This window comes from Nocardia lijiangensis NBRC 108240 (assembly GCF_001613045.1).
In the GTDB taxonomy this organism is placed as follows: domain Bacteria; phylum Actinomycetota; class Actinomycetes; order Mycobacteriales; family Mycobacteriaceae; genus Nocardia; species Nocardia lijiangensis.
In genome coordinates this window covers 24413-47598 of record NZ_BDBP01000083.1, presented here as the reverse complement: position 1 = coordinate 47598, position 23186 = coordinate 24413, and the positions used below count along the sequence as shown (strand labels likewise).

Sequence of the window (23186 nt, the reverse complement as noted above, 5' to 3'; positions counted from 1 at the left end):
GGCCCGTCCGCCACCGCAGCGGGCGCGGCCGTGACGAGCGTGCCGAAGGCCTTCGTCGGCACCTGGCGCGGCGCCGCCGCGGACGGCTTGGTCGGCTTCGACATCGAATTGACCGTCGCGGACGGCAAAGTCGGCCAGGAGGTGGCCACCTCGGCCAACACCGGCAAGGTGTCGCGGCAGCGCTGCGCACGGATCGAGCGACTCACCGCCGCGACGGAGAATCAGCTCACCTTCGTCGCGCGGCTCACCGCCGACAGCCCTTCCAATTGCGCCGACGAGGGCACCACCTCGACGGTGCGGCTGCAGCCGGACGGTTCGCTGTCCTACAGCACGCCGGGCGTATTCGGCGGCACCATCGCGGGCACATTGCACCGCGGCTGACGCCGTAACCGGCCGCGTCGAGTCGCGTCGGTTAGGCTTGGCCCGCCCTCAGAGGCGCCTCCCGATCGAAGGTCGCCGCGGCGATTTCACACGGGCACACGATCTTTCGACGAGTACCCGGAGCACCCCCGCCCCGAGACATTACCAACGGAGCCACGATGAATTCGGCAGGCACGCGTGTCCCGCACCCGAACAGTCCCGCGCGCACCGCATGGATTCTGGCGATCACACTCGCGCTGCTCGTCGCGCTGGCGGGCGTGATCGCACCGCCCGCGCCCGCCGCCGACCCCGACATCGCTTGCGGCACACCATTGTCCGCCGCCGAGGTGGACACCATCGTCGAACTCTCCGATACGACCACACTGACCGGCACCGCACTGCAACGGCTGGAACGCGCGGTCGGCAACCACCGCAGGATCATCGAGATCCTCGTCGAGCACCGAGACCTCCGAGGCGTGTTCGCGCTCGGGCTCGACGCCATCGAACAGGCGGCGGTGATGCCGTTGCAGCGCAACGAGGCCGCCTTCGACGACCCGGACTGGTCGCACCGGATCAGCCTCGACCTGCTGTCCCGCTTCTTGCGCAATCTGCACGCCGAATTCAGCGGCGGCGCAACGGAACCGCACTGGGCACACTACTTCGGCTTGACGAAACAGTGCGGGCTGTCCCCCGCACGGATCGCGATGGCGGGCTACAACGCGCACCTCAGCATCGACCTCTCGCTCTCGGTGGCAGCGCTGCGCGGCACCCTCGCGAACGGAGCCGACTACTTCCGGCTCGTCGACGCCATCGCCATCGAAGGATTCCGCATCGTCGACGTCACCAAGGTGGTCTACGGCGGCGACCTCGGCCCGCTCTGGCGGTTCTATTTCCTCGGCGAGGGCCTCGACGCCGTCCTCGGTGCAGGCGTGGCTACCAAGCCCTTGCTGCGCTTGGCCGATGCAGGCGCCAACGTCCTGATCTTCGGCAACGGACTCGCCCTCCAAGACCCCGTCCTCGCACCCGCCGTCCGCGCCGAGATGGATCTCCTCTGGCCCAGCGGCGACGCCGCTTTCGAAGTCCTCGCCGCCCTCGGCGGACTGTGAACGGCTCCACCGCAACGACTTTCGGCGTCCATACACAAGCTGTGTGCACCACACCGCAGCGTGGTGCACACAGCTTGTCGCGATGCCGCGAACCGGGCGCGCTCCAGCCTTGCCGGGCCGCCCCGTGGGCGCGGCGGTCAGGACGACATGGGTAGGTCCACGTAAGCCGGACCGCGCTCGTCGGACAGCGTGACGGTGCTGCCCGCGACGGTTTCGTCGCCGTACAGGTGATCCTTGGTGTCGACGATCATCGTCAGCTTGTGACCGGCGGGGATCCAGTAGTCGGCGGCCTGCAATCGGACGTTCACCGCCTCCGGGCGACCGGCCTCCGCATTCTTCACCGTGACAGCGGCATGGGTGATGACCCTCATTTTTCCGGTGAAGGGGTTGAGGTCGAGCAGATAGGCGATCACGGTGACCGTCTTGCCGGACGGGGTGACGGTGACCTGCACTTCGGGGGCGCCTGCGATGCGCTGGGGCCTGGGGAGCGACTCGGTGGTCCAGACCGCGGCGGCGCTGCGGTCGACGTCGTCGAGCAGCTGACGCTTGGGCATGAGGAGTCGCTCGAGGAAACCGTCGAACACCAGCGTGCTCGCCGCCTGGACCTGTTCGGTGCCCGCCTGAATGCTCTGGCTGTATTCCGGCGTCGGAACCGCGGTCAACGTGCCGTCGGTGGATCCGCCGCTGGGGGCGGTCAGGTAGTAGCGCAGCATCGACTTCGACCAGGATTTGAGGTCCGCGGCCGCCTTCACGACGAAGGTGTCCATGGTCTCGGTGTGCACGACGCCGTCGCGATCGATGCCGTTGTCCACCCCGCGCAGGTGGTGGTCCAGCCAGTCGTAAGCGGCTTCCGTGGTCCGGGTGTAGACGCCCAGGGTGAGTCCGGGAATCTCGACGGCGCCGTGGTCACCGATAGCGAGGTCCAGGCGCTTGGGGCCGGTGTAGCGATCGAAGTAGTCGAGCAGCTGGTTCTGCGGAAATATGGTCTCGTGCCAGTAACTGGTGAAAAAGGTTGGCACAGATTGCCGTCCGGCCGAATTCAGGTGCGCGGGCGAGCGCGGTTTCGTCCACTCCAGCACCCCCTCGATATTGGTGTTCTTCCGGAAGTCGTCGAGGACCTTCACCAGTTCGTCGCTCGGCCGGTCGCTGATCGCGGCGAGGGCTTCCGCGGCCATGATGTGCCGGGTCTGGTTGTCGTAGAGCGCCTCGCCGAGGTCCGCCCACGTGCTGAGGGCGACGACCGCTTTGACCCGCCGGTCCGCATTGGCGACCAGCTGGCTGATGCCGGAACCGTAGGAGATGCCGAGCATGCCGATCGCGTCCTGATCGGCGTCGAGCCGGCTGTTGGCGAGAGCCCAGTCGACGACCTTGCGCCCGTCCGCGATGTCCTCGGGCCCTGCCACCGTCAGCTCGCCTTCGGAACCCGGCAGACCCCGTTCGGTGTAGGCGACGACGGCGTAGCGGCGCATCAACAACCTGATGATGGCGCCGCCGTACATTTTCCACCCGGAGGGGTCGAGTCCGGCGGGCAGGATGATCAGCGGGTGCGGGCCGCCGGTGAGCGGCCAAGCGGCGAAGGCGTCGAGTAGCACGCCGCCCGCACCGGGAATCTTCTCGGTGCCGAGGCGACACTGGGTGCGGACCGCGGCGATGTCGTCGACGAGGTCGGCCGGGACGCCCGCGGCATCTCCGGTGAGCAGGTCGCGCACGACCGCATCGACGTCGGTTTCCTGATCGGAAGAAAGTAGTCGCAGCCGATCCTGGTGAGCCTGTGACATATCCATTCCTTTCGATTCTTTTCCGTCCGAGGGATTTCCTGCTGGGACATTCCTGGAGCGTGCCGTCGGTTGCCCGGAACGAAGCGAGAGCCCGAACCAAGAGAACGATCGAATCTTTCTGCTACATAGCATGATTCGGTGCTATTACCAGAACTTTCGACGATCCGGCTGATGACGCCCTCGGGCGGAAATCACAGGCCTGCCGATCGGCAATCGGGTTTCCTGGGTGCGGTGGTCCCGCGGTGCAGCGATGGCTATTCTATGAACTCGGCCGTACGCGGATCATGCGGCGCCCCTGCTCGTAGTGTCCACGCAATCCGGTACGAAGATCCCCGGGGCTATCAGCCCTGCGATCCGAATCAATTACTGTTGCGCGCCTTCACGTCTCGAACGCTGTACCGATCTCTGCCCGCGGAGAATTTTACAGCCCGTCTCGAAATCCCGTGGTCGAATCTCCGACGGCGACGCCGGTACATCGAGCTACCTATGTGCCCTGGCCAGTGCATACCGGGCCCTGCGGCGGTAAATCACGCCGCGACCGGCCGCGCCGCCCGGTGAAACAGCGGGCCGAGGATTTCGCTCGCGACGGATACCGCTTCCCGCTGCCGCGCGGATCAGTCCGTGGACCCCGGACCGGCGCCGGTGATCCGACCGAACTCGCGAGGTGGCGGACCGGCAGGTTTCTCCCGGTACGGACGCAAGGCATGATCGAGAAGGGCGGTACGAGTACCGAGGGATCCGGGCTCGGGCGCGGGCGCTCAGCAGCGGAGAGTGGACTCGGATTCGGTCGTCGAACTCGAGGACGTCGGGCGAACAGGGAGCAACGATCATGGGACCTGTGCGGGTGAAAGGGAGAGCGGCCGCCTCGGCCGCGCTGCTCGCGCTCTCGATGGTCGGCGCCTGCGGCGTGGACCGTACCGAAACCGACGCGACATCGGCGCCGGTCGTGACGAGCACCGTGGCGAGCAGTCCGTCGGGCGTGCCCGACCTCGGGGCGCCCGAGGAGGTGGCGCAGGGGATCGATGTGCCGTGGGGGTTGGCGTTCCTGCCCGATGGTGCGGCGCTGGTCGCCGAGCGCGACACCGGAAAGATTCTGCGCGTCGCGCCGGGACGGCCGCCGGAAACGGTGTATCAGGTGCCCGGGGTCGTCGCCCGCGGCGAGGGCGGGCTGCTCGGTCTGGCGGTGTCGCCGGAGCACGCCGAAGACGGCTACGTGTACGCCTATTTCACCGCGAGCGCGGACAACCGGATCGTGCGGTTCCGGCTCGACGGCCCGCCGGAGGTCGTCTTCGAGGGAATCGCCAAGGCGGGCAACCACAACGGCGGACGGATCGCGTTCGGTCCCGACGGCATGCTCTACGTCGGGACCGGCGACGCGGCGCAGAGCACGCTGGCACCGGATCCGGCCTCGCCGAACGGCAAGATCTTGCGCCTGACGCCGGACGGCAGGCCCGCGCCGGGCAACCCGAATCCGGACTCTCCGGTGTACAGCCTGGGCCACCGGAACGTGCAGGGTCTCGCCTGGGATCGGGCGGGACGGCTGTTCGCCGCCGAGTTCGGCCAGAATCGCCTCGACGAGATCAATCTCGTCGAACCGAACCGCGACTACGGGTGGCCCGCGGTCGAGGGCGGTGGCGGTGCGGGGCGCGGGTACGTCGATCCCGTCGTCACCTGGACCACCGCCGAGGCGTCCCCGTCCGGTATCGCCATCGCGGGCGACACCCTCTACGCTGCCGCACTGCGCGGCGAAAGACTGTGGACCGTACCGCTGGTGAACGGATCGGCAGGTGTACCGCGAGCGATATTCGAGGAGCGCTACGGCCGCCTGCGCACCGTCGCGGTGGCGCCGGACGGAGCGCTGTGGGTGACCACCTCGAACACCGACGGCCGCGGCGACGTGCGCCCCGGCGACGACCGCATCCTCCGGTTCCCCGCGCGCTGAACTCTTCCTGCCGCCATTGAAGCCGACGCACTTCTCCCGCAGGAGAACTCGCGTCCCGTCCGCCACGACGCCGAACCGACTCAGCTCTCCGCAAGGGAATTCGCGGCCCCCTCCGCCACCACGACGGACCGGACCCAGCTCTTCCGCAAGGGAATTCGCAGCCGCTCCGCGACGGACCCGGCTCAGTTCTCCCGCAGAGGAATTCGGAGACCTTCTGCTTCCGCGAAGGACTGGGCGCGCTCGTACCCCGCATCCGCATGCCGCAGCACACCCATCGCCGGATCGTTGGTGAGCACGCGCTCGAGCTTCTGACCCGCCAGCTCGGTACCGTCCGCCACGCACACCTGCCCGGCGTGAATCGAGCGCCCGATGCCGACGCCGCCACCGTGGTGGATCGACACCCAACTGGCCCCGGACGCGGTGTTCACCAGGGCGTTCAGCAGCGGCCAGTCCGCGATGGCGTCGGAACCGTCGGCCATCGCCTCGGTTTCGCGATAGGGCGAGGCGACGCTGCCGGAATCGAGATGGTCGCGGCCGATCACGACCGGCGCCCGCAGCTCGCCGCTTGCGACCATCTCGTTGAAACGCAACCCCGCCAAGTGCCGCTCGCCGTAGCCGAGCCAGCAGATCCGCGCGGGCAGCCCTTGGAATGCCACGCGCTCACCGGCCAGAGCGATCCACCGGCGCAGGGATTCGTTGTGCGGGAACAGGTCGAGGATCGCGCGATCGGTCGCGGCGATGTCGGACGGGTCGCCGGACAGCGCCACCCACCGGAACGGACCCTTGCCCGCGCAGAACAGCGGCCGGATGTAGGCGGGCACGAAACCCGGATAGTCGAACGCCCTGGCGCAGCCGCCGAGCTGGGCCTCGCCGCGCAGCGAGTTGCCGTAGTCGAACACCTCGGCGCCGCGGTCCAGGAAGCGCACCATGGCGTCGACGTGTTCGGCCATGGATTCCCTGGCGCGCTCGGTGAATTCGTCGGGTTTGCGGGCCGCGTAGCCGGACCAGTCGGCCAGGTCGACACCGCGCGGCAGGTAGGACAGCGGGTCGTGCGCCGAGGTCTGGTCGGTGACGATGTAGGCGGGCAGGTCCGCCGCGGCCAGTCGCGGCAGCACCTCCGCCGCGTTACCGATCAGGCCGACCGACAATGCCTTTCGCTCCGCGCGCGCCGCGGTGACCCGGCGGATCGCGTCGTCGACGTCGTCGGCGATCTCGTCCAGGTAGCGGTCGCGCAGCCGCCGTCGCGCCCGCTTCGGATCGCATTCGACGATGAGCGCGGCGCCGCCGTTCATGGTGACCGCCAAAGGTTGCGCGCCGCCCATCCCGCCGAGGCCTGCGCTGAGCGTCAGCGTGCCGGCGAGGGTGCCGCCGAACCGCTTGTCCGCGATGGCGGCGAAAGTCTCGTAGGTGCCCTGCAGAATGCCCTGGGTGCCGATGTAGATCCAGGAGCCCGCGGTCATCTGCCCGTACATGGTCAGCCCGAGCGCCTCGAGCCTGCGGAACTCCGGCCATGTCGCCCAGTCCCCCACCAGGTTCGAATTCGCGATCAGCACCCGCGGCGCCCACTCGTGAGTCCGCAGCACGCCGACCGGTTTGCCCGACTGGACGAGCAGCGTCTCGTCCGGCGCGAGCGTGGTCAGTGTGCGGCTGATCGCGTCGAAACTGGCCCAATCCCTCGCCGCTTTTCCGGTGCCGCCGTAGACCACCAGGTCATCCGGGCGTTCGGCGACCTCGGGGTCGAGGTTGTTGTGCAACATGCGCAGCGCGGCCTCGGTCTGCCAGGTGCGGGCCGTAAGCCGGGTGCCGCGCGCCGCCCGCACGGTGGGATGCTCCGCTGTCACGGCTGCCTCCGTTCGTCGGGTGCCTGCTCCGCGGCCAGGTGCGGTGCGACCGCGCGCAGCAGCGCACCGTCGCGGATCAGGTCCGCGGCGGCCGCGATCTCGGGGGCCAGATGCCGATCCGGTCCCGGTCCCTCCACCCTCGTGCGCAACAGCGCGACCGCGGCGGCGGTAGCGGTCGCCGGGCGCAGCGGGGCGCGCAACTCGAGGGCGCGGGCGGCGGTGAGGTACTCCACCGCGAGCACGGTGGTGAGCCCGTCCACCGCCGCGCGGAGTTTGCGCGCGGCCGACCAGCCCATGGACACGTGGTCCTCCTGCATCGCGCTGCTCGGGATGGAATCCACCGAGGCCGGGACGGCGATCCGCTTCAGTTCACTGACGAGGGCCGCCTGGGTGTACTGGGCGATCATGTGCCCGGAATCGACGCCGGGATCCTCGGCCAGGAATGCCGGAAGTCCATGTGAGCGAGCGACATCCAGCATGCGGTCGGTGCGCCGTTCGGCCATGCTCGCGACATCGGCGACCGGGATGGCGAGGAAGTCGAGCACGTAGGCCAGCGGCGCGCCGTGGAAGTTGCCGTTGGATTCCAGGCGCCCGTCGGCCAGCACGACCGGATTGTCGATGGCAGCGGCCAGCTCGCGGTCGGCCACCGTCTCCGCGTGGGCCACGGTGTCGCGCGCCGCGCCGTGCACCTGCGGCGCGCACCGCAGCGAATAGGCGTCCTGTACCCGATGACAATCCCGGTGACTGGCCACGATCTCGGACCCGGCCAGCGCGGCCCGCATCCGCGCCGCCGCGTACGCCTGACCCGGATGGGGCCGCAAGGCTTGCAGATCGGCGGCGAAGACGCGATCGGTGCCGAGCAGCGCCTCGACGCTCATGGCGGCGGTGAGGTCGGCGACGTCGAGCAGCCGGTGCAGGTCGGCGAGCGCGAGCACCAACATGCCCAGCATGCCGTCGGTGCCGTTGGTGAGGGCGAGCCCCTCCTTCTCCGCGAGGACGACAGGCGTTATTCCGCTGGCGCGCAACGCTTTTCCGGCTGCCATCGGGCGCCCCGCGGCATCGGTCACCGTGCCTTCGCCCATGAGCGCGAGCGCCACCGCCGCCAGCGGCGCGAGATCGCCGGAGCAGCCGAGCGAGCCGAATTCGTGCACCTCGGGCGTGATGCCCGCATTGAGCACGGCGGCCAGCGCGTGCGCGGTCCCCGGCTGGGCTCCGGTGTACCCCGAGGCGAGGGTGCGCAGACGCAGGACCATCTGTGCGCGCACGACCTCCCGCTCCACGGCGGGGCCCGCGCCCGCGGCATGGGAGCGGATCAGCGAGCGTTGCAGCGCGGCGCGGCGCCGCGGTGGGATGTGGCGAACGGCCAGCGCACCGAATCCGGTGGAGACGCCGTAGGTCGGCGTCGGCGCCTCGGCCAAGGCGTCGACATGCTGGCGGGCGGCGATCAGGCGCCGCTCGGCGGCGGCGCTCAACCGGACCTGGACGCCGTCGCGCGCGACCGCGACGACCTGTGCCCTGGTCAGCGGCCCATCGATCTCCACCTGTGACGCAATATCCGCCATGGCTTCCATTCCACAACCGCGAGGGCCGGTGGAGAATGAGGCCACGCCGGATTCGGTCTGATATCCCAGACATACCGAGGAGGCACCGGTGGGCGCGAGCAGCGACATCCCCGCACTGCGCCGCGGACTCGCGGTGCTGCGGCTACTCGCGAGCAGGCCCGGTCCGGTGTCGGCGGCCACCATCGCCCGCGAACTCGGCCTGCCTCGCTCGTCCACCTACCACCTGCTCGCCGAGCTGACTCAGGCCCGCTTCGTCACCCACCTGCCCGCCGAGCGCCGCTACGGTCTCGGCATCGCCGCGTTCGAACTCGGCGCCGCCTACCTCCGGCACGACCCGCTCGAGCGCCTCGCCGGGCCGCTGCTGCGCGAACTCGTCGAACAGGTCGGGCACAACGCGCACCTCGGGGTGCTGCACGGCAACGAACTGCTGTACCTGATCAAGGAACGCCCGGCGCGTCCGGAGACCCTCGTCACCGACGTCGGCGTCCGGCTGCCCGCGCACCTCACCGCCTCGGGCCGCGCCATCCTCGCCCATCTCCCCGCCGCACACGTGCGCGCCCTGTTCCCCACCGTGGCATCCTTCGTGACCCGCACCGACCGCGGCCCGGCCGGCCTCGCCGCGCTGCGCAGCGTGCTGGCCGACGAGCGCCGCCGCGGCTGGGCCTGCGAAGACGGCCACGTCACCCCCGGTTTCGCATCGGTCGCCTACCCCGTCTTCGACCACGCCCACCACCCCATCGCCGCCATCAGCGTCACCCTGCGCCACCACTGCCCGCACGATCCCTGCGACGCCGACTGGACCCCGCTGGCCGCCCGCGTCCGCGCCGCCGCCGACGCCCTCACCCACCGAATCGGCGGCCGCACCGAATAATCCGGTCGGCCCCCGCGAAACCGCCTATATTGAGGGTCCCGAAAAGGTCGCAGCGACAACACACCCGGGGGGATCTCGATGCGCGAACAGGTCGAATTCTGTCTCGTCGACGACGGCGCCGACCCGGAGCTGCTCAGCGAGGACAGCAACCTGCTGCTCGCCGAACTACTCGAGCTCGGCCTGGAGGATCTCGATCGCCCGGTGATCGGCACGGCCCCGGCGGGCACGCGCGCCGGTGACGTGACCACCGTGGCCTCCATCGTCGCCACCGTCTCCTCCCCCGCCGTGTTGCAGATGGCGACCGAAGTCGCCAAGAGCTGGCTGGTGCGTCGCGAACGCGGCTCGATCCGCATCAAACTCGGCGAGGACGAGCTCGAAATCAGCAGTGTCGCAACGGAAGAGGAACGCGCGCTCGTCGAGCGGTTCCTCGCTGGGCGTCGAGCGGCCGACGATGGTCAACCGTAGCCTGATCATCGCCAACCAGCACTACGACGATCCGGCCTACGCCGAACTGCCCGGGGCGGAGCGCGACGCGGCGGAACTCCAGGCGGTTCTCGCCGACCCGGATATCGCCGGATTCGAGGTGCAGGTGCTGCGCGACGGCACGGCCGCGCAGTGCCGCAAGGCGATCGAGACCTTCTTCCGCGGCGCGGGCGGCGATGATCTACTGCTGCTGCACATCTCGTGCCACGGCCAGAAGGACAGGCACAACCGCCTCTACCTGGTCGGCACCGACACCGAGAAGACCTACGTCGCCTCGACCGGCATCGACTCGACCTTCATCAGCGACCAGATCGAGGGAAGCCGCTCGAACAAGACCGTGCTGATGCTCGACTGTTGCTACAGCGGCGCGTTCTCCCGCGGCCTGCGCACGCGCTCGGCCGCCGAATCCGTCGACGTGCGTGAGCCGTTCTCCGGCCGCGGGCGCGTGGTCATCACGGCGTCGACCTCGCTGCAGTTCAGTCACGAATCCGAGGCGACGAGCCGCGCCGCGGCGGAACCGTCCGTGTTCACCAGCGCGGTCGTGCACGGATTGCGTTCCGGGGATGCGGATCTCGACGGTGACGGCTGGATCAGCATCGACGACCTGTACGGCTATGTGCACGAGGCCGTGCGCCGCCGCGCCCCGAACCAGACCCCCACGCGCAGCGTCGCCAGCGTCCAGGGCGCGCTGTACCTCGCCCGCAATGTCGCCGCCCGGCCGCGGCACGTGCCGGGCGACATCCGGGATGCGCTGCGCAGCAAGCTGGCGTGGCAGCGGATCGGCGCGCTGCACGAACTGGAGAACCTGCTGGGCAGCTGGCGGCCCGAGGTCCGGGATGCGGCGCGGGTGGATCTGACCGCGCTGGTGTCGGATCCCGATCCGGCGGTGGCGAAACTTGCTCAGCAGCTGTGGTTTTCGCGGGGACTCGGGGAACTGCCCGTCGGTGCCGAGCGGGGCGTGTCGCGGCCGCCGGGCGGTGATCGTCCGCGAACCAGGTATGCGGTGGGCATCGACTTCGGCACCACCAACTCCGCCATCGCGGTGTTCCTCGACGACGACGTCCGGGTCGCGCTCACCGCGATCGGTGAGCGGACGATGCCGAGTGTGGCCGCCGTGACCGAGACCGGGAACTGGATCGTCGGGGAGGAAGCGCGGCGGCGGGCGACGATCAACCCCGCGAGCACGTTCTCCCGCGTCAAGCTGGCGCTCGGCACCGACGAGCGCTTTCGCGCGTTCGGCCGCACCTATACTCCCGTCGGCGTCGCCGCGACACTGCTCACCGAATTACGGCTGGCTGCCGAACGATTCATCGGTGCCGCGGTGCGCGACGTCGTCATCACGATCCCGGCGCACTTCGACCTGATCCAACGAGGCGCCACTGTCGAGGCCGCCGCCCTCGCCGGGCTGAACGTGATGCGTTTGCTGAACGAACCCACCGCGGCGGCGCTGGCCTACGGTGCGAATGCGGAGACCGAACAAACGATCATGGTGTTCGATCTGGGCGGGGGCACACTGGATGTCTCTGTCCTCGAGATCAGCGACGGCGTGGTCGAGGTGCTCGCCACCGGGGGTGACAACCGGCTCGGCGGGGTGGATTGGGACGATCGGCTCGTCGATCACGCCGTCGGACGGTTCCGCAGGCAACACGGGATCGACCTGTCGGCGGACCAGGCAGCGATGGCACGGCTTCGCGAAGCGGCCGAGCGAGCCAAGATCGAGCTGTCCGCGCGGATGTCCACGGAGATCTCGCTGCCCACGATCTGCGTCGGCCCGAATGGACCGATCGACCTGGAATTGCCCGTGACCAGAACGGAATTCGAAGAGCTGACGCGGGACCTGATCGACCGGTGCCGGACGCTGATCCAACGCGCGGTGCGCGATGCGTACCTCACGACGGCGCGGCTGCACCAGATCGCGCTCGTCGGCGGAGCCACCCGGATGCCCGCGATCGTCGGCCTTGTTCAGGACGTCACGGGTCGGCAGCCGCGCAGGGAAGTGATTCCCGACGGCGTCGTGCTGGGTGCGACGCTCCAGGCGGCCGTGCTGATCGGGCAGGTGAAAGACACGCTGTTGCTGGACGTCAGCCCGTCGACCGTCGGCGTGGCGGATGTCAACGGACGCATCGTGCCGATCATCGAGCGCAACACCACCGCGCCCACCAAGCGATCACTGAACTTCACGACCGCTGTCGACGATCAACGGCACGTCCAAGTGCAGCTGTTCGAAGGGGAAAGCCGCCTCGCGTCACGAAATCGGAGAATCGGGGTGCTGGAGCTGGGCGGGCTGACGCCCCAGCCGCGGGGCGTCGCCGAGATCGAGGTGTCCGTCGACATCGACGCGAACAGGCTCGTGCACATGCAGGTGAAAGATCTCGAATCGGGACGATCCGTACAGATGAACGTCACCCTCGAGACCGCCCGCGCTCATGAGGCGGCCCGGGTGAATCCAGCGCACGCGATTGTCGAAAAGCCCGCGAACGACTCCGATTCGTCGTGATCAGTATCGGCCGCGGAGGGCCGTCGGCCCGATCGTCGCGAAGAGACCGAGCGTCGCGCGCACGAATTCGGTTCGGGAGCAGCCAAGTTCGCGCAGTGCGCGGCCGTGGTCGTGTGCGACGACGAGGGTGGCGCCGGTCAGGATGATCCACCAGAAGGCGCGGGCCGCCAGCCGGGCGGGAAGACGGGTGCCCGCGAAGGCCGCGCGGAGTCGCTGGGTGTGAAAGGGGACGTGCCTGCGTTCGTCGTCGAGAATCAGGGCGGCGACCCGCGTGGTCAGCGGATCGTCGGTGCCGTCACGGAGGGCTCGGTAGTACTGCAGCGCAACGATTTCGGCCACCATCAGCACCATCAGTTCGAGTCGCAGGCCCAGCGCCCGGCGCAGCCATACGAACACGGCGTCGGTCCAGTGCCGCGCGATGGTCGGCTGCCCTGCCGCGCGCAGCAGCTGGGCGAGCAGCCGGGCATGGTTGCGTTCCTCGTCGACGAACAACCGGACCGCCGCCGTGTACACCGGGTCCCCGGCGCGTTCGGCTTTGGCAATGAGGTCGGCGCCGTCGCCGCTCTCCCCGACCTGGAACCGCTGCACGCTGCGCGTGATCGCCGGGTGCAGCCGGGCTCCGCGACTCCAGTCCGGGTCGCCCGCCGCCGCCCTCGCACGCGCTTTCGCCTCGAATTCCCTTGTCCACCGGGTGAATTCGTTCGATTCGAGCTGCTCGATCACCATGTAGGCCACCCTAGGAGCACGATGCGCCGATCTCCGGGTGGCGCGGTGGAGATTTCGTGAAGATGCCTGCGCTCACGGCTTCCGGCCGACACCACCCCACGCCGAGGTGCCGCGGATGCCGTGGGCAGCCTCGTCGGTGCGCCAATGATTGATCGGCACCACCCCGGGTTCGACCAGCTCCAGTCCCTCGAAGATCCCGGTGATCTCGGCGGAGCTGCGCGGGTTGTACGGAACCCCACCGGTTTTGGCGTAGTTCTCGCACATCCGCACGTACGCCCGGTCGTCGGTGGCGCCGTCGTTGAGCGCCAGGTAGCTGCCCGAGGGCACACCGTCCATCATGGCGTCGACCACGCGCCGCACCTCGCCGTAGCTGCGCGCGTGTCCGAGCACGCCGATGAACAGGACCGCGATCGGTTTGCTGAAGTTCAGCACGTTGCGCGCGTCGGCGAGGATCACGTCGGGCTGATGGAAATCCGCCTCCAGGTAGGTGGTCACGCCCTCGTCGGTGGTGTTGACCAGCAGCGCCCTGGCGTGCGCGAGGACGAGCGGATCGTTGTCCACGTACACGATCCTGGAATCGGGGGCGGCGGCTTGGGCCACCTCGTGGGTGTTCTGCATGGTCGGCAGTCCGGTGCCGATGTCGAGGAACTGGCGGATGCCCGCGTCGGCGGCCAGGTACTGCACGGCGCGGATCAGGAACTGCCGCGACTGGATCGCCATGGCCTTGATTTCGGGATACCCCGCGACACCGGCTTCGCCCGCCATCCGATCCGCCTCGTAGTAGTCGCGGCCGCCCAGCCAGTAGTTCCAGATTCGCGCCGAGTGCGGGATATCGGTACGGATGGGGCGCTTGTCTGCCATGGAGGCTCCTGGACGAAAATCGGCGAGTCGCGGAGACTGTACAGCCGATCGTGTTGCGGTATCCGATAGTTCGCTGATGTCGTCCACGGGACGAAGACTGTCTACAGCCACCGGGAGTCGCTGAAAAATATCCGGCGGACGGTTCACGACTCGAGCACGGCCCGCGCGGCATTGTGGCCGGGAATGCCGCTGACGCCGCCGCCGCGCACCGCGCCCGCACCGCACAGGAAGACATTGCGCACACCGGTCGCGACGCCCCAGCGTTCGGCAGGATCCGTCGCGCTGTCGTCCTCGCGATAGGGAAACGCCAGATCGCGGTGGAAGATATGGCCTCCGGGCAATCCGACCTCGCGCTCCAGATCGAGCGGAGACTTCACCTCCAGGCAGGGCGCGCCGTCGGCGTCCTCGGCGAGGCACTCGGCGATCGGCTCGGCCAGCACCCGATCCAGTTGCGCGAGCACGCCTTTCCCGGCTGCGATGCGAGCCGCCTCGGGATCGTCGTGGAAAAGCCTTGCGGGAGTGTGCAAACCGAAGAGCGTGAGGGTGTGCATACCGCGGGCCGCGGCGTCGTCGGACAGGATCGAGGGATCGGTCAGGGTGTGGCAGTAGATTTCGGACGGCGGCGCCGAAGGGATCCGTCCGGCCTCCGCCTCCCGATAGGACTGTTCCAGCGCGGCATACGATTCGGCGATGTGGAAGGTGCCCGCGAAGGCCTCGGCGGGATCGGTCGTGGTGTCCCGCAGGCGTGGCAGGCGCCGCAGCACCATGTTCACTTTCAGTTGGGAGCCTTCGGGTTTCGGCTCGTCCGGCGCGCCGAGCAGGCGTGCCAGCTCGTGCGGCGCGGCATTCACCAGGACGTGTCGCGCGCCGACCGTGCCGCCTTCATAGCGCACCTGCGCCGCGACGCCGTCGCTGTCGACACCGGTCACCGCGCACCCGGTGATCAGTTCGGCCCCCGCAGCGCGGGCCGCGTCGGCCAGTGCGTCGGTGAGCGCGCCCATGCCGCCCACCGGGACGTCCCAGTCGCCGGTGCCGCCGCCGATCACGTGATAGAGGAAGCAGCGGTTCTGCTTCAGCGTGGGATCGTGGGCGTGGGTGAACGTGCCGATCAGCGCGTCGGTGAGCACGACGCCGCGGACGGTGTCGTCGGCGAAGGTCGCTTCGATCGTCTCCCCGAGCGGCCGCTCGAACAGTTCCTCCCAGAGCGCGTCGTCCGCGACGATCCTGCGCAACTCGGTCCGCGTCGGCAGCGGCTCGGTCAGGGTGGGGAATACCCGCTGCGCCATCCGGCCGGTGCGCGCGTAGAACCGCTGCCACGCTTCGAAGTCCCGATCCGAGCCGGTCAGCCGTTCGAAACTCGCCCTGGTGCGCGCCTCGGATCCGGTGTCGACGAGTAGCCCTGTGTCACCCACCGGGGTGTAGGACGAGATCCGCCTGCGGCGGGTGTGGAACCGCAGATCCAGGTCCCGCACGATGCTCGCGGGCAACAGGCTCACCAGATACGAGTACCGCGACACCCGTGCATCGACGCCGGAGAAGAGGCGTTCCGACACCGCCGCGCCGCCCGTGTGCGATTGCCGTTCGAGCAGCAGCACCGAGCGCCCTGCCCGCGCCAGATAGGCGGCGGCGACCAAGCCGTTGTGGCCGCCGCCGACCACCACAACGTCGTAGGAAGAGCGCGTCGGTGTCATCCGTCCTCGATACCACGGCCGCGCCGGAGCCGGGGACGCCGACGCGCCGCCAGCTGAGTCGAGCTGTCGCGGCGGGGCGCGGTGGAACCGTCCCGGCGCGCTCCCGCGCATGGTGCAGCGGGCCGCGCGCAGCATCGCCCAGCGGGAGGTTAGCAGCCGGTACCGACAACATCACCGATTCCGAAAGACCCTGCGCGACAGCGTTTGTCGTCTTTATCAAGATCGACAACCGGGCCGCGAACTTGTCAGTGGGCTCGCGTAGGTTTTCGGTCATGGAGAGAAACGGGAGGGAACGCGATGGACTCGGGTGACCGCGAGTGGGAGCGGGCGGCGGTGGTACAGACGCTGCCCGTCGTGGCGCCGCGCAAGCTGGCCAAGGTGCCCTTCGTCGAGATGGCGGACGGGCGGTTGCAGGGCGTGGTGTCGAGCGGATCGGATATCGCGCGGGTGTACGTCTCGTCGGTGGCGGCGAAGACGCACGGACTCAGCTGCAGTACCAACAACAATCGGCCGTGCGGCGGCCTGCGTGGGGCCTATCCGTGCAAGCATATCGACGCGCTGCTCGACGAGGCGGTCGTGCAGTACGGCCTCGAACGGGTGGCCCGCTATCTGGGGGTCGAGATCGAAGGCACGAGCCTGTACCACGCGCTGAACTGCTCGCACGAGCCCGCGCCCGCGGCCGTCGTGTTCAGCCGATTTCTGCGCCATCTGGCGTATCTGGAGCTGCCGGGCGCCACCGCGCCGATCCCCGAACTGCAGTGGTTCCCCGCGACGGGGGTGAGCCGCTGATGCTCGGCGTGCATGTGGCAGAACTGCTCGAGCCGCTGCCAGGGGTGGCGGACGCACTCGACGTGGTGGCCGGATTGGACACCGCACTGGTCAATGGATTCGCGCGGCTCACCGACGAACACACGGCCGCGCTGGCGAATCTCGCCGCCGCGACCGGTGGGTCCCCGCTGGGGTCCGCGATCGCCGAGGCGGTCGCGAAACTGAGCGCGGGCTCGATCGGCCCTGAGGAGCTGTCGGCGCTGGCGGGCGGCCGGGCCGCGCTGCTCGGCGCCGTGCACGACGCGCTGCTCGACCGGGTCGACACGGCCCTGGGGCGCGAGCGCGCCGCCTGGGAACAGCCCGAATCCCCGCACACACCGCACAACCTGGCGGTGGGCAGCCGCTCCTGGCTGCAGGAGGTGGCCATCACGGGATGGCGCGGCGTCGACCACGACCTCGTCTCCGCCGCCGATCAGACGGTCGAGGCGCTGCTGGCCGAGCCTGCCCTGCGCAGGCTCGCCGTCCTGCTCGATGGCCTGACGGCCGAGCTGCGCGCCAGCTGTCCGGTGGCGACGCTGGATCGCCTGCCCGCGCGCCGCTGGGCGGATCTGTGGGCCCGCGCGCTCCTGTTGTCGTGGCGCACCGGCGGATTCGCGGAGACGACGGCGGTGTCCGGCCGGCTGCTGCCGCTGGGCATCGACGTGCACGAGCACGGCACCGCGGTGCAGGTCCAGCTGTACGCGCTGCTGGAGACCGCGGCGGGCGAGACGCGCCGGGTGCGGGTCGGCATCGCCGCGGCCAAGGTCGACACGATCGTCGGCCCCGCGATCTGGCAGCTGTTCACCGACCATCCGCAGCTGATGAAAGCGATCACCGAGCGGCTCAGCCTCGATATCGACGGCATGCCGATGACCGCGGGCGGCGACCTGATCTGGCACGACGAGTCGGCCCGTCTCGGCGCGAGCGCCGATCCGTTCGCCACGGCGCGGGTGGGACTGTCGGGCGCGCTCGCTCCGGCCGTTCCCCCGCTCGATCGCGATCCCGTGCACCTGAGCGAGCCCGTCCTGGTGGAGGACTACAAGGTCAAGGACGGCGCGCTCGAGCTGGACGGGCACCGGCTCGCCCTCGAACTGGACCGACTGCCTACCTGCGGGCCGCTCACACCCGCCGCGGTGACCGGCTCCTCGACGTGCCTCGGCCTGCTGCGCTGGGACGCCGGAGGGTGGTCGCTGCGACCGCTCGCGGTGCGCAAGAAGACCAAGGGCGTGGAGGTCGACGTGCACGGCGGCGACTGGGCCTGCGGGCCGACGGACCCGAAAGTTGTCAAGGCACAGGCGAAGTCGGGCGACGCGGTCGCGGTGCTCAGGGAACGAGCGGGACGGCTGCTGAGAAAATGACCGACAGCAACGAGACTCGACGGCAGATCCTCTACTGGCGGCTGCTGGCGGGCATTTTCGACAGCGAGCAGCAGCCCGCGCTGGAGACTTCGAGCGTCGCGATCGTCGACGATCTCGGCCTGCCGGCGGCGCTGCTCGATCCGGGCGTCTCGATCGACAATGTCGTGCAACGCTTTCCGGAGCTGGAGACCGAATTCGACGGGCTCGGTGTCCACGTGCCGGACGCCGAATCGCTGACCGGAGACAAGGGCACGGACGAGCCGCACCCGGACGCAATCGAAGCCGGCGCGCAGCCTGTTCCCGACGGCACAGGCGCCGATGCGATCATCGGCACGGACGAGGTGCGTTCGGCCGCCCTGATATCCAAGCTGTTGCTGAACGTCTTCGCGACCGGCGGCGGCACGGTCAGCGCGAACCAGCTCGCGTGCTGGCAGCGCGATGCGGGCTGGTTGCGGCGCATGCTCGGCGCGGAGGGCGGCGCCGACGTGCGCGGCGTGCTCGCCGATCTCGAGGCCGACCTGGTCTCGCGGATGCGGCTGCGCGAGGTGCTCGCCGATCCCGCGCTGGCGTCGCAGCTGACACCGAGTATGTCGCTGCTCGAACAGCTGTTGCGCGACAAGGCGAATCTGTCCGGCGTCGCGCTGGCCAACGCCAAATCGCTCATCCGCCGCTACGTGGAGCAGGTCGCCGAGGTGCTGCGCACCCAGGTGCAGCAGACCACCGCGGGCACCATCGATCGCTCGGTGCCGCCGAAGCGCATCCTGCGCAATCTGGATGTGGACCGCACGATCTGGAAGAACCTCACCAACTGGAACCCGGAGGACGAGCGGCTCTACGTGGATCGGCTGTTCTACCGGCAGACCGCCAAGCGCACCGTGCCCGCGCGGATGATCGTGGTGGTCGACCAGTCCGGTTCTATGGTGGATTCGATGGTGAACTGCACCATCCTCGCCTCGATCTTCGCCGGACTGCCCAAGGTCGACGTGCACCTGATCGCCTACGACACCCGCGCCATCGACCTGACGCCGTGGGTGCACGACCCCTTCGAGGTGCTGCTGCGCACCAACCTCGGCGGCGGCAACGACGGCCCCGTCGCCATGGCGATGGCCCAGCCGAAGATCGTCGACCCGGCCAACACCGTGCTGGTGTGGATCTCGGACTTCTACGAGTTCGACCGCTCCCAGCCGCTGTACGAGAGCATGCAGGCCGTGCATCGCAACGGCGTGAAGCTCATCCCGGTCGGCTCGGTGAACAGCTCCGGGCACCAGAGCGTGAATCCCTGGTTCCGGGAACGCTTCAAGGCCATGGGCACGCCGGTGATCTCGGGCCGCATCCAGAAACTCGTGTTCGAACTCAAGAACTTTCTCGACTAGGAGACCTCACACCATGACCGACACCGCGCTGCGCGCCCCCGCCGAACTGAAGTACGCCGAGGAACTGGACTGGCTGGAGTCGATCGACGACGGACCCAAGCCTTTCGCCTGGCGGCTGAGCCCGAAGATGGTGCGGCTGTTCATCCTCGGCTCCGAGCGCGCCGACGGCTTGGACCGGCAGATCGACCAGAAGTGGTTCGGCGACCGCAGTTTCGTCGAGCGCAGCATCGTCACGCTGGCCTCCGACCGCGGGCTGCTGCTGATCGGCGATCCCGGCACCGGCAAGAGCTGGCTCGCCGAACTGCTCTCCGCGGCCATCAGCCGGAATTCCACGCTCGTGGTCCAGGGCACCGCGGGCACCACGGAGGATCACATCAAGTACTCCTGGAACATCTCCATGGTGATCGCCAAGGGGCAGTCCAGGGAGTCGATGATCCCGTCTCCGATCATGACCGCGATGGAGCAGGGCGTGATCGGTCGCTTCGAGGAGCTGACCCGCTCCACCAGCGACGTGCAGGACGCGCTCATCTCGATCCTGTCCGAGAAGTACGTCTCCATCCCCGAACTCGACGACGACAACGTCGTGTTCGCCAAGCCGGGCTTCTCCATCATCGCCACCGCCAACAGCCGCGACCGCGGCGTGAACGATCTCTCCTCGGCGCTCAAGCGGCGCTTCAATTTCGTGCGCATCCCCGTGGTGACCAACAAGCGCAGCGAGGCCGAGATCGTGCGTTTCCGCACCGCGGAACTGTTGCGCAGGCATCAGATCGAGCTGGAGCTGCCGCCCACGCTGCTCGACATCCTGCTCGACAGCTTCGCCGATCTCCGATCCGCGGCCGCCGCCGCGACCAGCGACGACGAAAAGCTGGAGTCCGCGCTGTCGACCGCCGAGCAGATCGGCGTGCTGGAGGACGCCATCCTGCACAGCCAGTTCTTCGGTGACCGCACTCTGCGGGCGGACACCCTCGCCGGTTCGCTGGTCGGCTCGCTGGCGCGGCGGGCGCCGGAGGATCTGGCCATCCTCAACAAGTTCTGGCACGGCGTGGTCGAACCGCGCAGCAAGAACGCGGGCGGGGACTGGTCGGAGTTCCTGGAGGGCGGCCGGTCGGCGATCGCGAGGCTCTCGTGACCGGTCCGTTCGGCGCGCTGCGCGAGCAATTGGCCGGGGCCGCAGCACAATTCGCGGCCGAGCCCGGCGCGGTCGCGGAAATCCTGGCGGGCATCGTCGACGATGTCGATCGCGCGTTGGCGGTCGAGCTCGAGATCTTCCCGGTCTGCCATCATTCGCCCGCCTCGGGGCTGGCGATGGTGCGGCGGCTGCACGAGAAGCGACCCAAGGTCGTCTATCTGGAGCTGTGCGAGGACCTGCGGCCGATCCTGGACGAGCTGCGCAACTGCAAGCTGCCGGTCGCGGTGCAGGCGTGGGCCGGTGAACTCGACGGGTTCCCGGCCGCCTGGGCGCCGCTGTCGGTGGTCGCGCCGATCACCGAGGCGTCCGCGGAATACCAGGCCATCTCCTACGCGCTCGACACTCCCGGCGTCGAACTCGTGCTCGTGGACCGCTCTACCGACCACGTCTTCCAATGGGCGCCGAACGGCGGCACACCGGAGGGTGACGCACCCGCCGGGGAAACGGCGGAGCCCGCCGAGGGCGGCGCGCTGCACGGCGATGCCGTCGGCATCGACATCGGTGATCTGCGACCACATTTCGCCGAACTGGAGGAGCATCTGCTGCACCACGGCAAGGTGCGGCACTGGTCGGAGTGGTGGGACCAGTACGTCGAACAACCGCTCGCAGGCGCCGATTACGACACCTACCGCCAGGTCATGGTGCTGATCGGCAGCCTGTTCCGCCGCCTGCGCAGCACCGGCGTCGAGGAGGACGAGAACCGCGAGCGCTACATGTGGACGCGGATGCGCGAACACCTGGACGCGACCGGCGCCGACCCCGCCGACTGCCTGTACGTGTGCGGGGCGTTCCACGCGGCCAGCCGGGTCGAGCAGTTCGGCCTGCCCGCCGTCGCCGCGCCCTACGAGATCACGCCGCGGTCGAACACCACCTGGCAGTACGGGCTCATCCCGTCCAGCCACTCGGCCATCGAGGAGCAGTTCGGGCTGGCCTCGGGGTCGGTGTCGATCGCGGCGGCGACCTGGTCGAAGGGGTTGCGGAAGGGCGGTGTCAAGCCGTTCCAGCTCACGGGCCAGAAATCCGCGAGCAAGAAGACGAGCAAGCGCACGCCGCCCATCGTGACCACCGCTTCGGTGGCCGACCAGCTGACGGGGTTCCTGTCCACCCCGCCGCGGCTGGACTCGCTCGACGAGGCCGAGCTGCTCGACTGGTCGGTCGACATCGTCCGGCTGGCCCGGCGCAACGGCTACCTGGCGAGCACCGCCGACGCGATCGCGGTGTTCGAGACCTCGATCCTGTTGGCGGGCATGCGCAATCGCGCCCGCCCGACGCCGTACGACTTCCAGGACGCGGCGATCACGTGCATCGAGAAGGACCATGTGCCGGGCCGTCGCGACGTGCAGAAGCTGTGCGAGATCCTGCTCGGCGGCGACCGCATCGGCCAGGTGGGCTACGCGGCGTTGCCGCCGCTCGCCCGCGACGTGCTCGACCGGCTGGCGCCGCTGGGCATCGACACCAGCAAGCGCACCGTGCAGCGCTCGCTGCTCGACCTGCGGGCCGAGCCGCACCTGCGGCCGTGCTCGGATCTGCTGTGGATCCTGCGCAGACTGCTGCCGTCGGACGCGGTGCGGCCGATCATGGGGTCCCGCACGCTGGGTGAGAGCTCCATCCAGGAGAGCTGGGACCTGGCGATCGGCAAGCACCAGCGGGCCCTGGTCGAGCTCGGCTACGAGGGCGTCACCATCGAGCAGGTGCTCGAGCAACGGCTGCGCATGGCGGTGTCCGCCGCCGACGCGACGGCCGCGGTGGCGCTTGCGGCGGTGGAAGACGCCCTGCTGTACCTGAATTCGCCGCGCCTGGCCGACGAACTGGGTCACCGCGCCGTCGAACTGCTCGCCGCGGAGCGTTCGGTGGACGACGCGCCGGAGGTGCTGCGGCGAATCCGGCTGCTGCTCAACTACTTCCGCTCGACCGAAGACGGTCTCCCGGAGTGGTGTGGGCGGTTCGTCACCGCGGGCTACGCGCACTACTGCACGTTGCTGCCCACCGCGTTCACCGATGAGAACACCGGCGTACGGCCGGTCGCCGCCATGCTCGGCTTCCTGTTCGGCATGGAGAACCTGGCGCTCTCCCTCGGCTGCGACCACACCCAGCTCGAGCTGGCGGTGTTGCAGTCGCATCCGGAGGCCCCGGCGAAGGTCGCGCTGCTGTGGGCGACGCGCCTGCAACTCGGCCTGCTCACCCTGCCGGAGCTGCGCACCCGCTGCGACGACATGCTGGCCAACCCGCTCGTGGTCCCCGCCTTCCCGCAGTATCTGATCGGTTTCGTGCAGGCCATGGATCCGGTGCCCGCCGTGAAACCCTTTGTGGTGGAGCTGTTGTCGAAGGCCTTCGGCCGGTTGCCGGACAGCATCCTGCTGCCCTGGCTGCCGAAGCTGATCACCACCCTGCGCGGCCAGGCAGGCGAACTGATTCCGGCGCTCACCAGGGAGGCGGGCCGCACCTTCCCGTCCGGTCTTGCGGCGGTGGACCGCTGGAGCCCACCCTGGACGGGCACACCGCAACCCGCAGCCGCACCCACCCTCCCGGTGGCGGGCGGACCGGCCTCGGATCTGCTGTTCGCCCACCCGGCGACCTGCGACGCGCTCGGCGCACTGCTCGGCCACAGCGGCGAGTGGCAGCGTCCGGCCGCCACGCCGCACACCGAGGCCGCGGCACTGGTGGCCCGGCACCCCGAGGCAGCGGTCGCACTCGCCGCGCTCGTCCCCACCGCGGGGAGCTGAGCCGATCACGCGGACGCC

The 23186-nt window shown here is 69.3% G+C and carries 16 protein-coding genes and 1 pseudogene; 11 read left to right on the top strand and 6 right to left on the bottom strand.

Features of this window, described 5'->3' with window-relative positions:
* Both NL1_RS38275 and NL1_RS27630 read left to right on the top strand, forming a co-directional pair.
* Positions 1-381 (top strand): annotated as a pseudogene (locus tag NL1_RS38275) (serine/threonine-protein kinase); the annotation flags it as partial.
* 158 nt (positions 382-539) lie between these two features.
* Positions 540-1466: a DUF5995 family protein gene (locus NL1_RS27630; RefSeq protein WP_067845194.1), complete on the top strand. Its 927-nt coding sequence runs from the start codon at positions 540-542 to the stop codon at positions 1464-1466.
* Positions 1467-1603: 137 nt separating this feature from the next.
* On the opposite strand, the gene NL1_RS27625 is transcribed toward NL1_RS27630, so the two are convergent.
* Positions 1604-3244: a CocE/NonD family hydrolase gene (locus NL1_RS27625; RefSeq protein ID WP_162272774.1), complete on the bottom strand. Its 1641-nt coding sequence runs from the start codon at positions 3242-3244 to the stop codon at positions 1604-1606.
* A gap of 829 nt (positions 3245-4073) precedes the next feature.
* On the opposite strand from NL1_RS27625, the gene NL1_RS27620 reads away from it, so the two are divergent.
* Positions 4074-5186, top strand: a complete 1113-nt coding sequence (locus NL1_RS27620) for a PQQ-dependent sugar dehydrogenase (RefSeq protein WP_169813613.1) — start codon at positions 4074-4076, stop codon at positions 5184-5186.
* 182 nt (positions 5187-5368) lie between these two features.
* On the opposite strand, the gene hutU is transcribed toward NL1_RS27620, so the two are convergent.
* Together hutU and hutH are read right to left on the bottom strand one after the other, a co-directional pair.
* Complete coding sequence (gene hutU / locus NL1_RS27615) at positions 5369-7006, bottom strand: urocanate hydratase (RefSeq protein ID WP_373862601.1); 1638 nt, start codon at positions 7004-7006, stop codon at positions 5369-5371.
* 17 nt (positions 7007-7023) lie between these two features.
* Positions 7024-8589 (bottom strand): histidine ammonia-lyase, encoded by a 1566-nt coding sequence (hutH, locus tag NL1_RS27610; RefSeq protein ID WP_067845214.1) that lies wholly within the window; start codon positions 8587-8589, stop codon positions 7024-7026.
* 88 nt (positions 8590-8677) lie between these two features.
* On the opposite strand from hutH, the gene NL1_RS27605 reads away from it, so the two are divergent.
* The 3 genes from NL1_RS27605 (at position 8678) to NL1_RS27595 (ending at position 12440) form a co-directional block, all read left to right on the top strand.
* A complete protein-coding gene (locus NL1_RS27605; protein WP_067845188.1) occupies positions 8678-9460 on the top strand; it encodes an IclR family transcriptional regulator in 783 nt (260 codons plus the stop codon).
* 78 nt (positions 9461-9538) lie between these two features.
* The gene (locus tag NL1_RS27600; protein WP_067845186.1) at positions 9539-9925 is read left to right on the top strand and encodes a hypothetical protein; all 387 of its coding nucleotides are present in this window, start codon (positions 9539-9541) and stop codon (positions 9923-9925) included.
* On the top strand, positions 9912-12440 hold the full coding sequence (locus NL1_RS27595) for a caspase, EACC1-associated type (RefSeq protein WP_067845184.1): 2529 nt from the start codon (positions 9912-9914) through the stop codon (positions 12438-12440). The genes NL1_RS27600 and NL1_RS27595 overlap by 14 nt, the downstream gene beginning before the upstream one ends.
* Here NL1_RS27595 and NL1_RS27590 read toward each other — a convergent pair whose 3' ends face one another.
* From NL1_RS27590 to NL1_RS27580, 3 genes are all read right to left on the bottom strand, one after another.
* Complete coding sequence (locus tag NL1_RS27590; RefSeq protein ID WP_067845212.1) at positions 12441-13166, bottom strand: ferritin-like domain-containing protein; 726 nt, start codon at positions 13164-13166, stop codon at positions 12441-12443. It lies immediately after the preceding gene.
* Between the two features lie 72 nt (positions 13167-13238).
* Positions 13239-14027, bottom strand: a complete 789-nt coding sequence (locus tag NL1_RS27585) for an SAM-dependent methyltransferase (RefSeq protein ID WP_067845182.1) — start codon at positions 14025-14027, stop codon at positions 13239-13241.
* Positions 14028-14170: 143 nt separating this feature from the next.
* Positions 14171-15718: a phytoene desaturase family protein gene (locus tag NL1_RS27580; protein WP_067845176.1), complete on the bottom strand. Its 1548-nt coding sequence runs from the start codon at positions 15716-15718 to the stop codon at positions 14171-14173.
* Positions 15719-16015: 297 nt separating this feature from the next.
* On the opposite strand from NL1_RS27580, the gene NL1_RS27575 reads away from it, so the two are divergent.
* The 5 genes from NL1_RS27575 to NL1_RS27555 are packed head-to-tail and all read left to right on the top strand — an operon-like array spanning position 16016 to position 23168.
* Complete coding sequence (locus NL1_RS27575) at positions 16016-16507, top strand: hypothetical protein (RefSeq protein ID WP_067845175.1); 492 nt, start codon at positions 16016-16018, stop codon at positions 16505-16507.
* Entirely contained in the window at positions 16507-17883 is a 1377-nt protein-coding gene (locus NL1_RS27570; RefSeq protein ID WP_067845210.1) for a hypothetical protein, read from the top strand. The genes NL1_RS27575 and NL1_RS27570 overlap by 1 nt, the downstream gene beginning before the upstream one ends.
* Entirely contained in the window at positions 17880-19256 is a 1377-nt protein-coding gene (locus NL1_RS27565; RefSeq protein WP_067845173.1) for a VWA domain-containing protein, read from the top strand. The genes NL1_RS27570 and NL1_RS27565 overlap by 4 nt, the downstream gene beginning before the upstream one ends.
* Positions 19257-19269: 13 nt before the next feature.
* Positions 19270-20385 (top strand): ATP-binding protein, encoded by a 1116-nt coding sequence (locus NL1_RS27560; protein ID WP_067845171.1) that lies wholly within the window; start codon positions 19270-19272, stop codon positions 20383-20385.
* Positions 20382-23168, top strand: coding sequence for a DUF5682 family protein (locus tag NL1_RS27555; RefSeq protein ID WP_067845169.1), 2787 nt, complete (start codon positions 20382-20384; stop codon positions 23166-23168). The genes NL1_RS27560 and NL1_RS27555 overlap by 4 nt, the downstream gene beginning before the upstream one ends.
* The last annotated feature ends 18 nt before the right edge of the window (positions 23169-23186 follow it).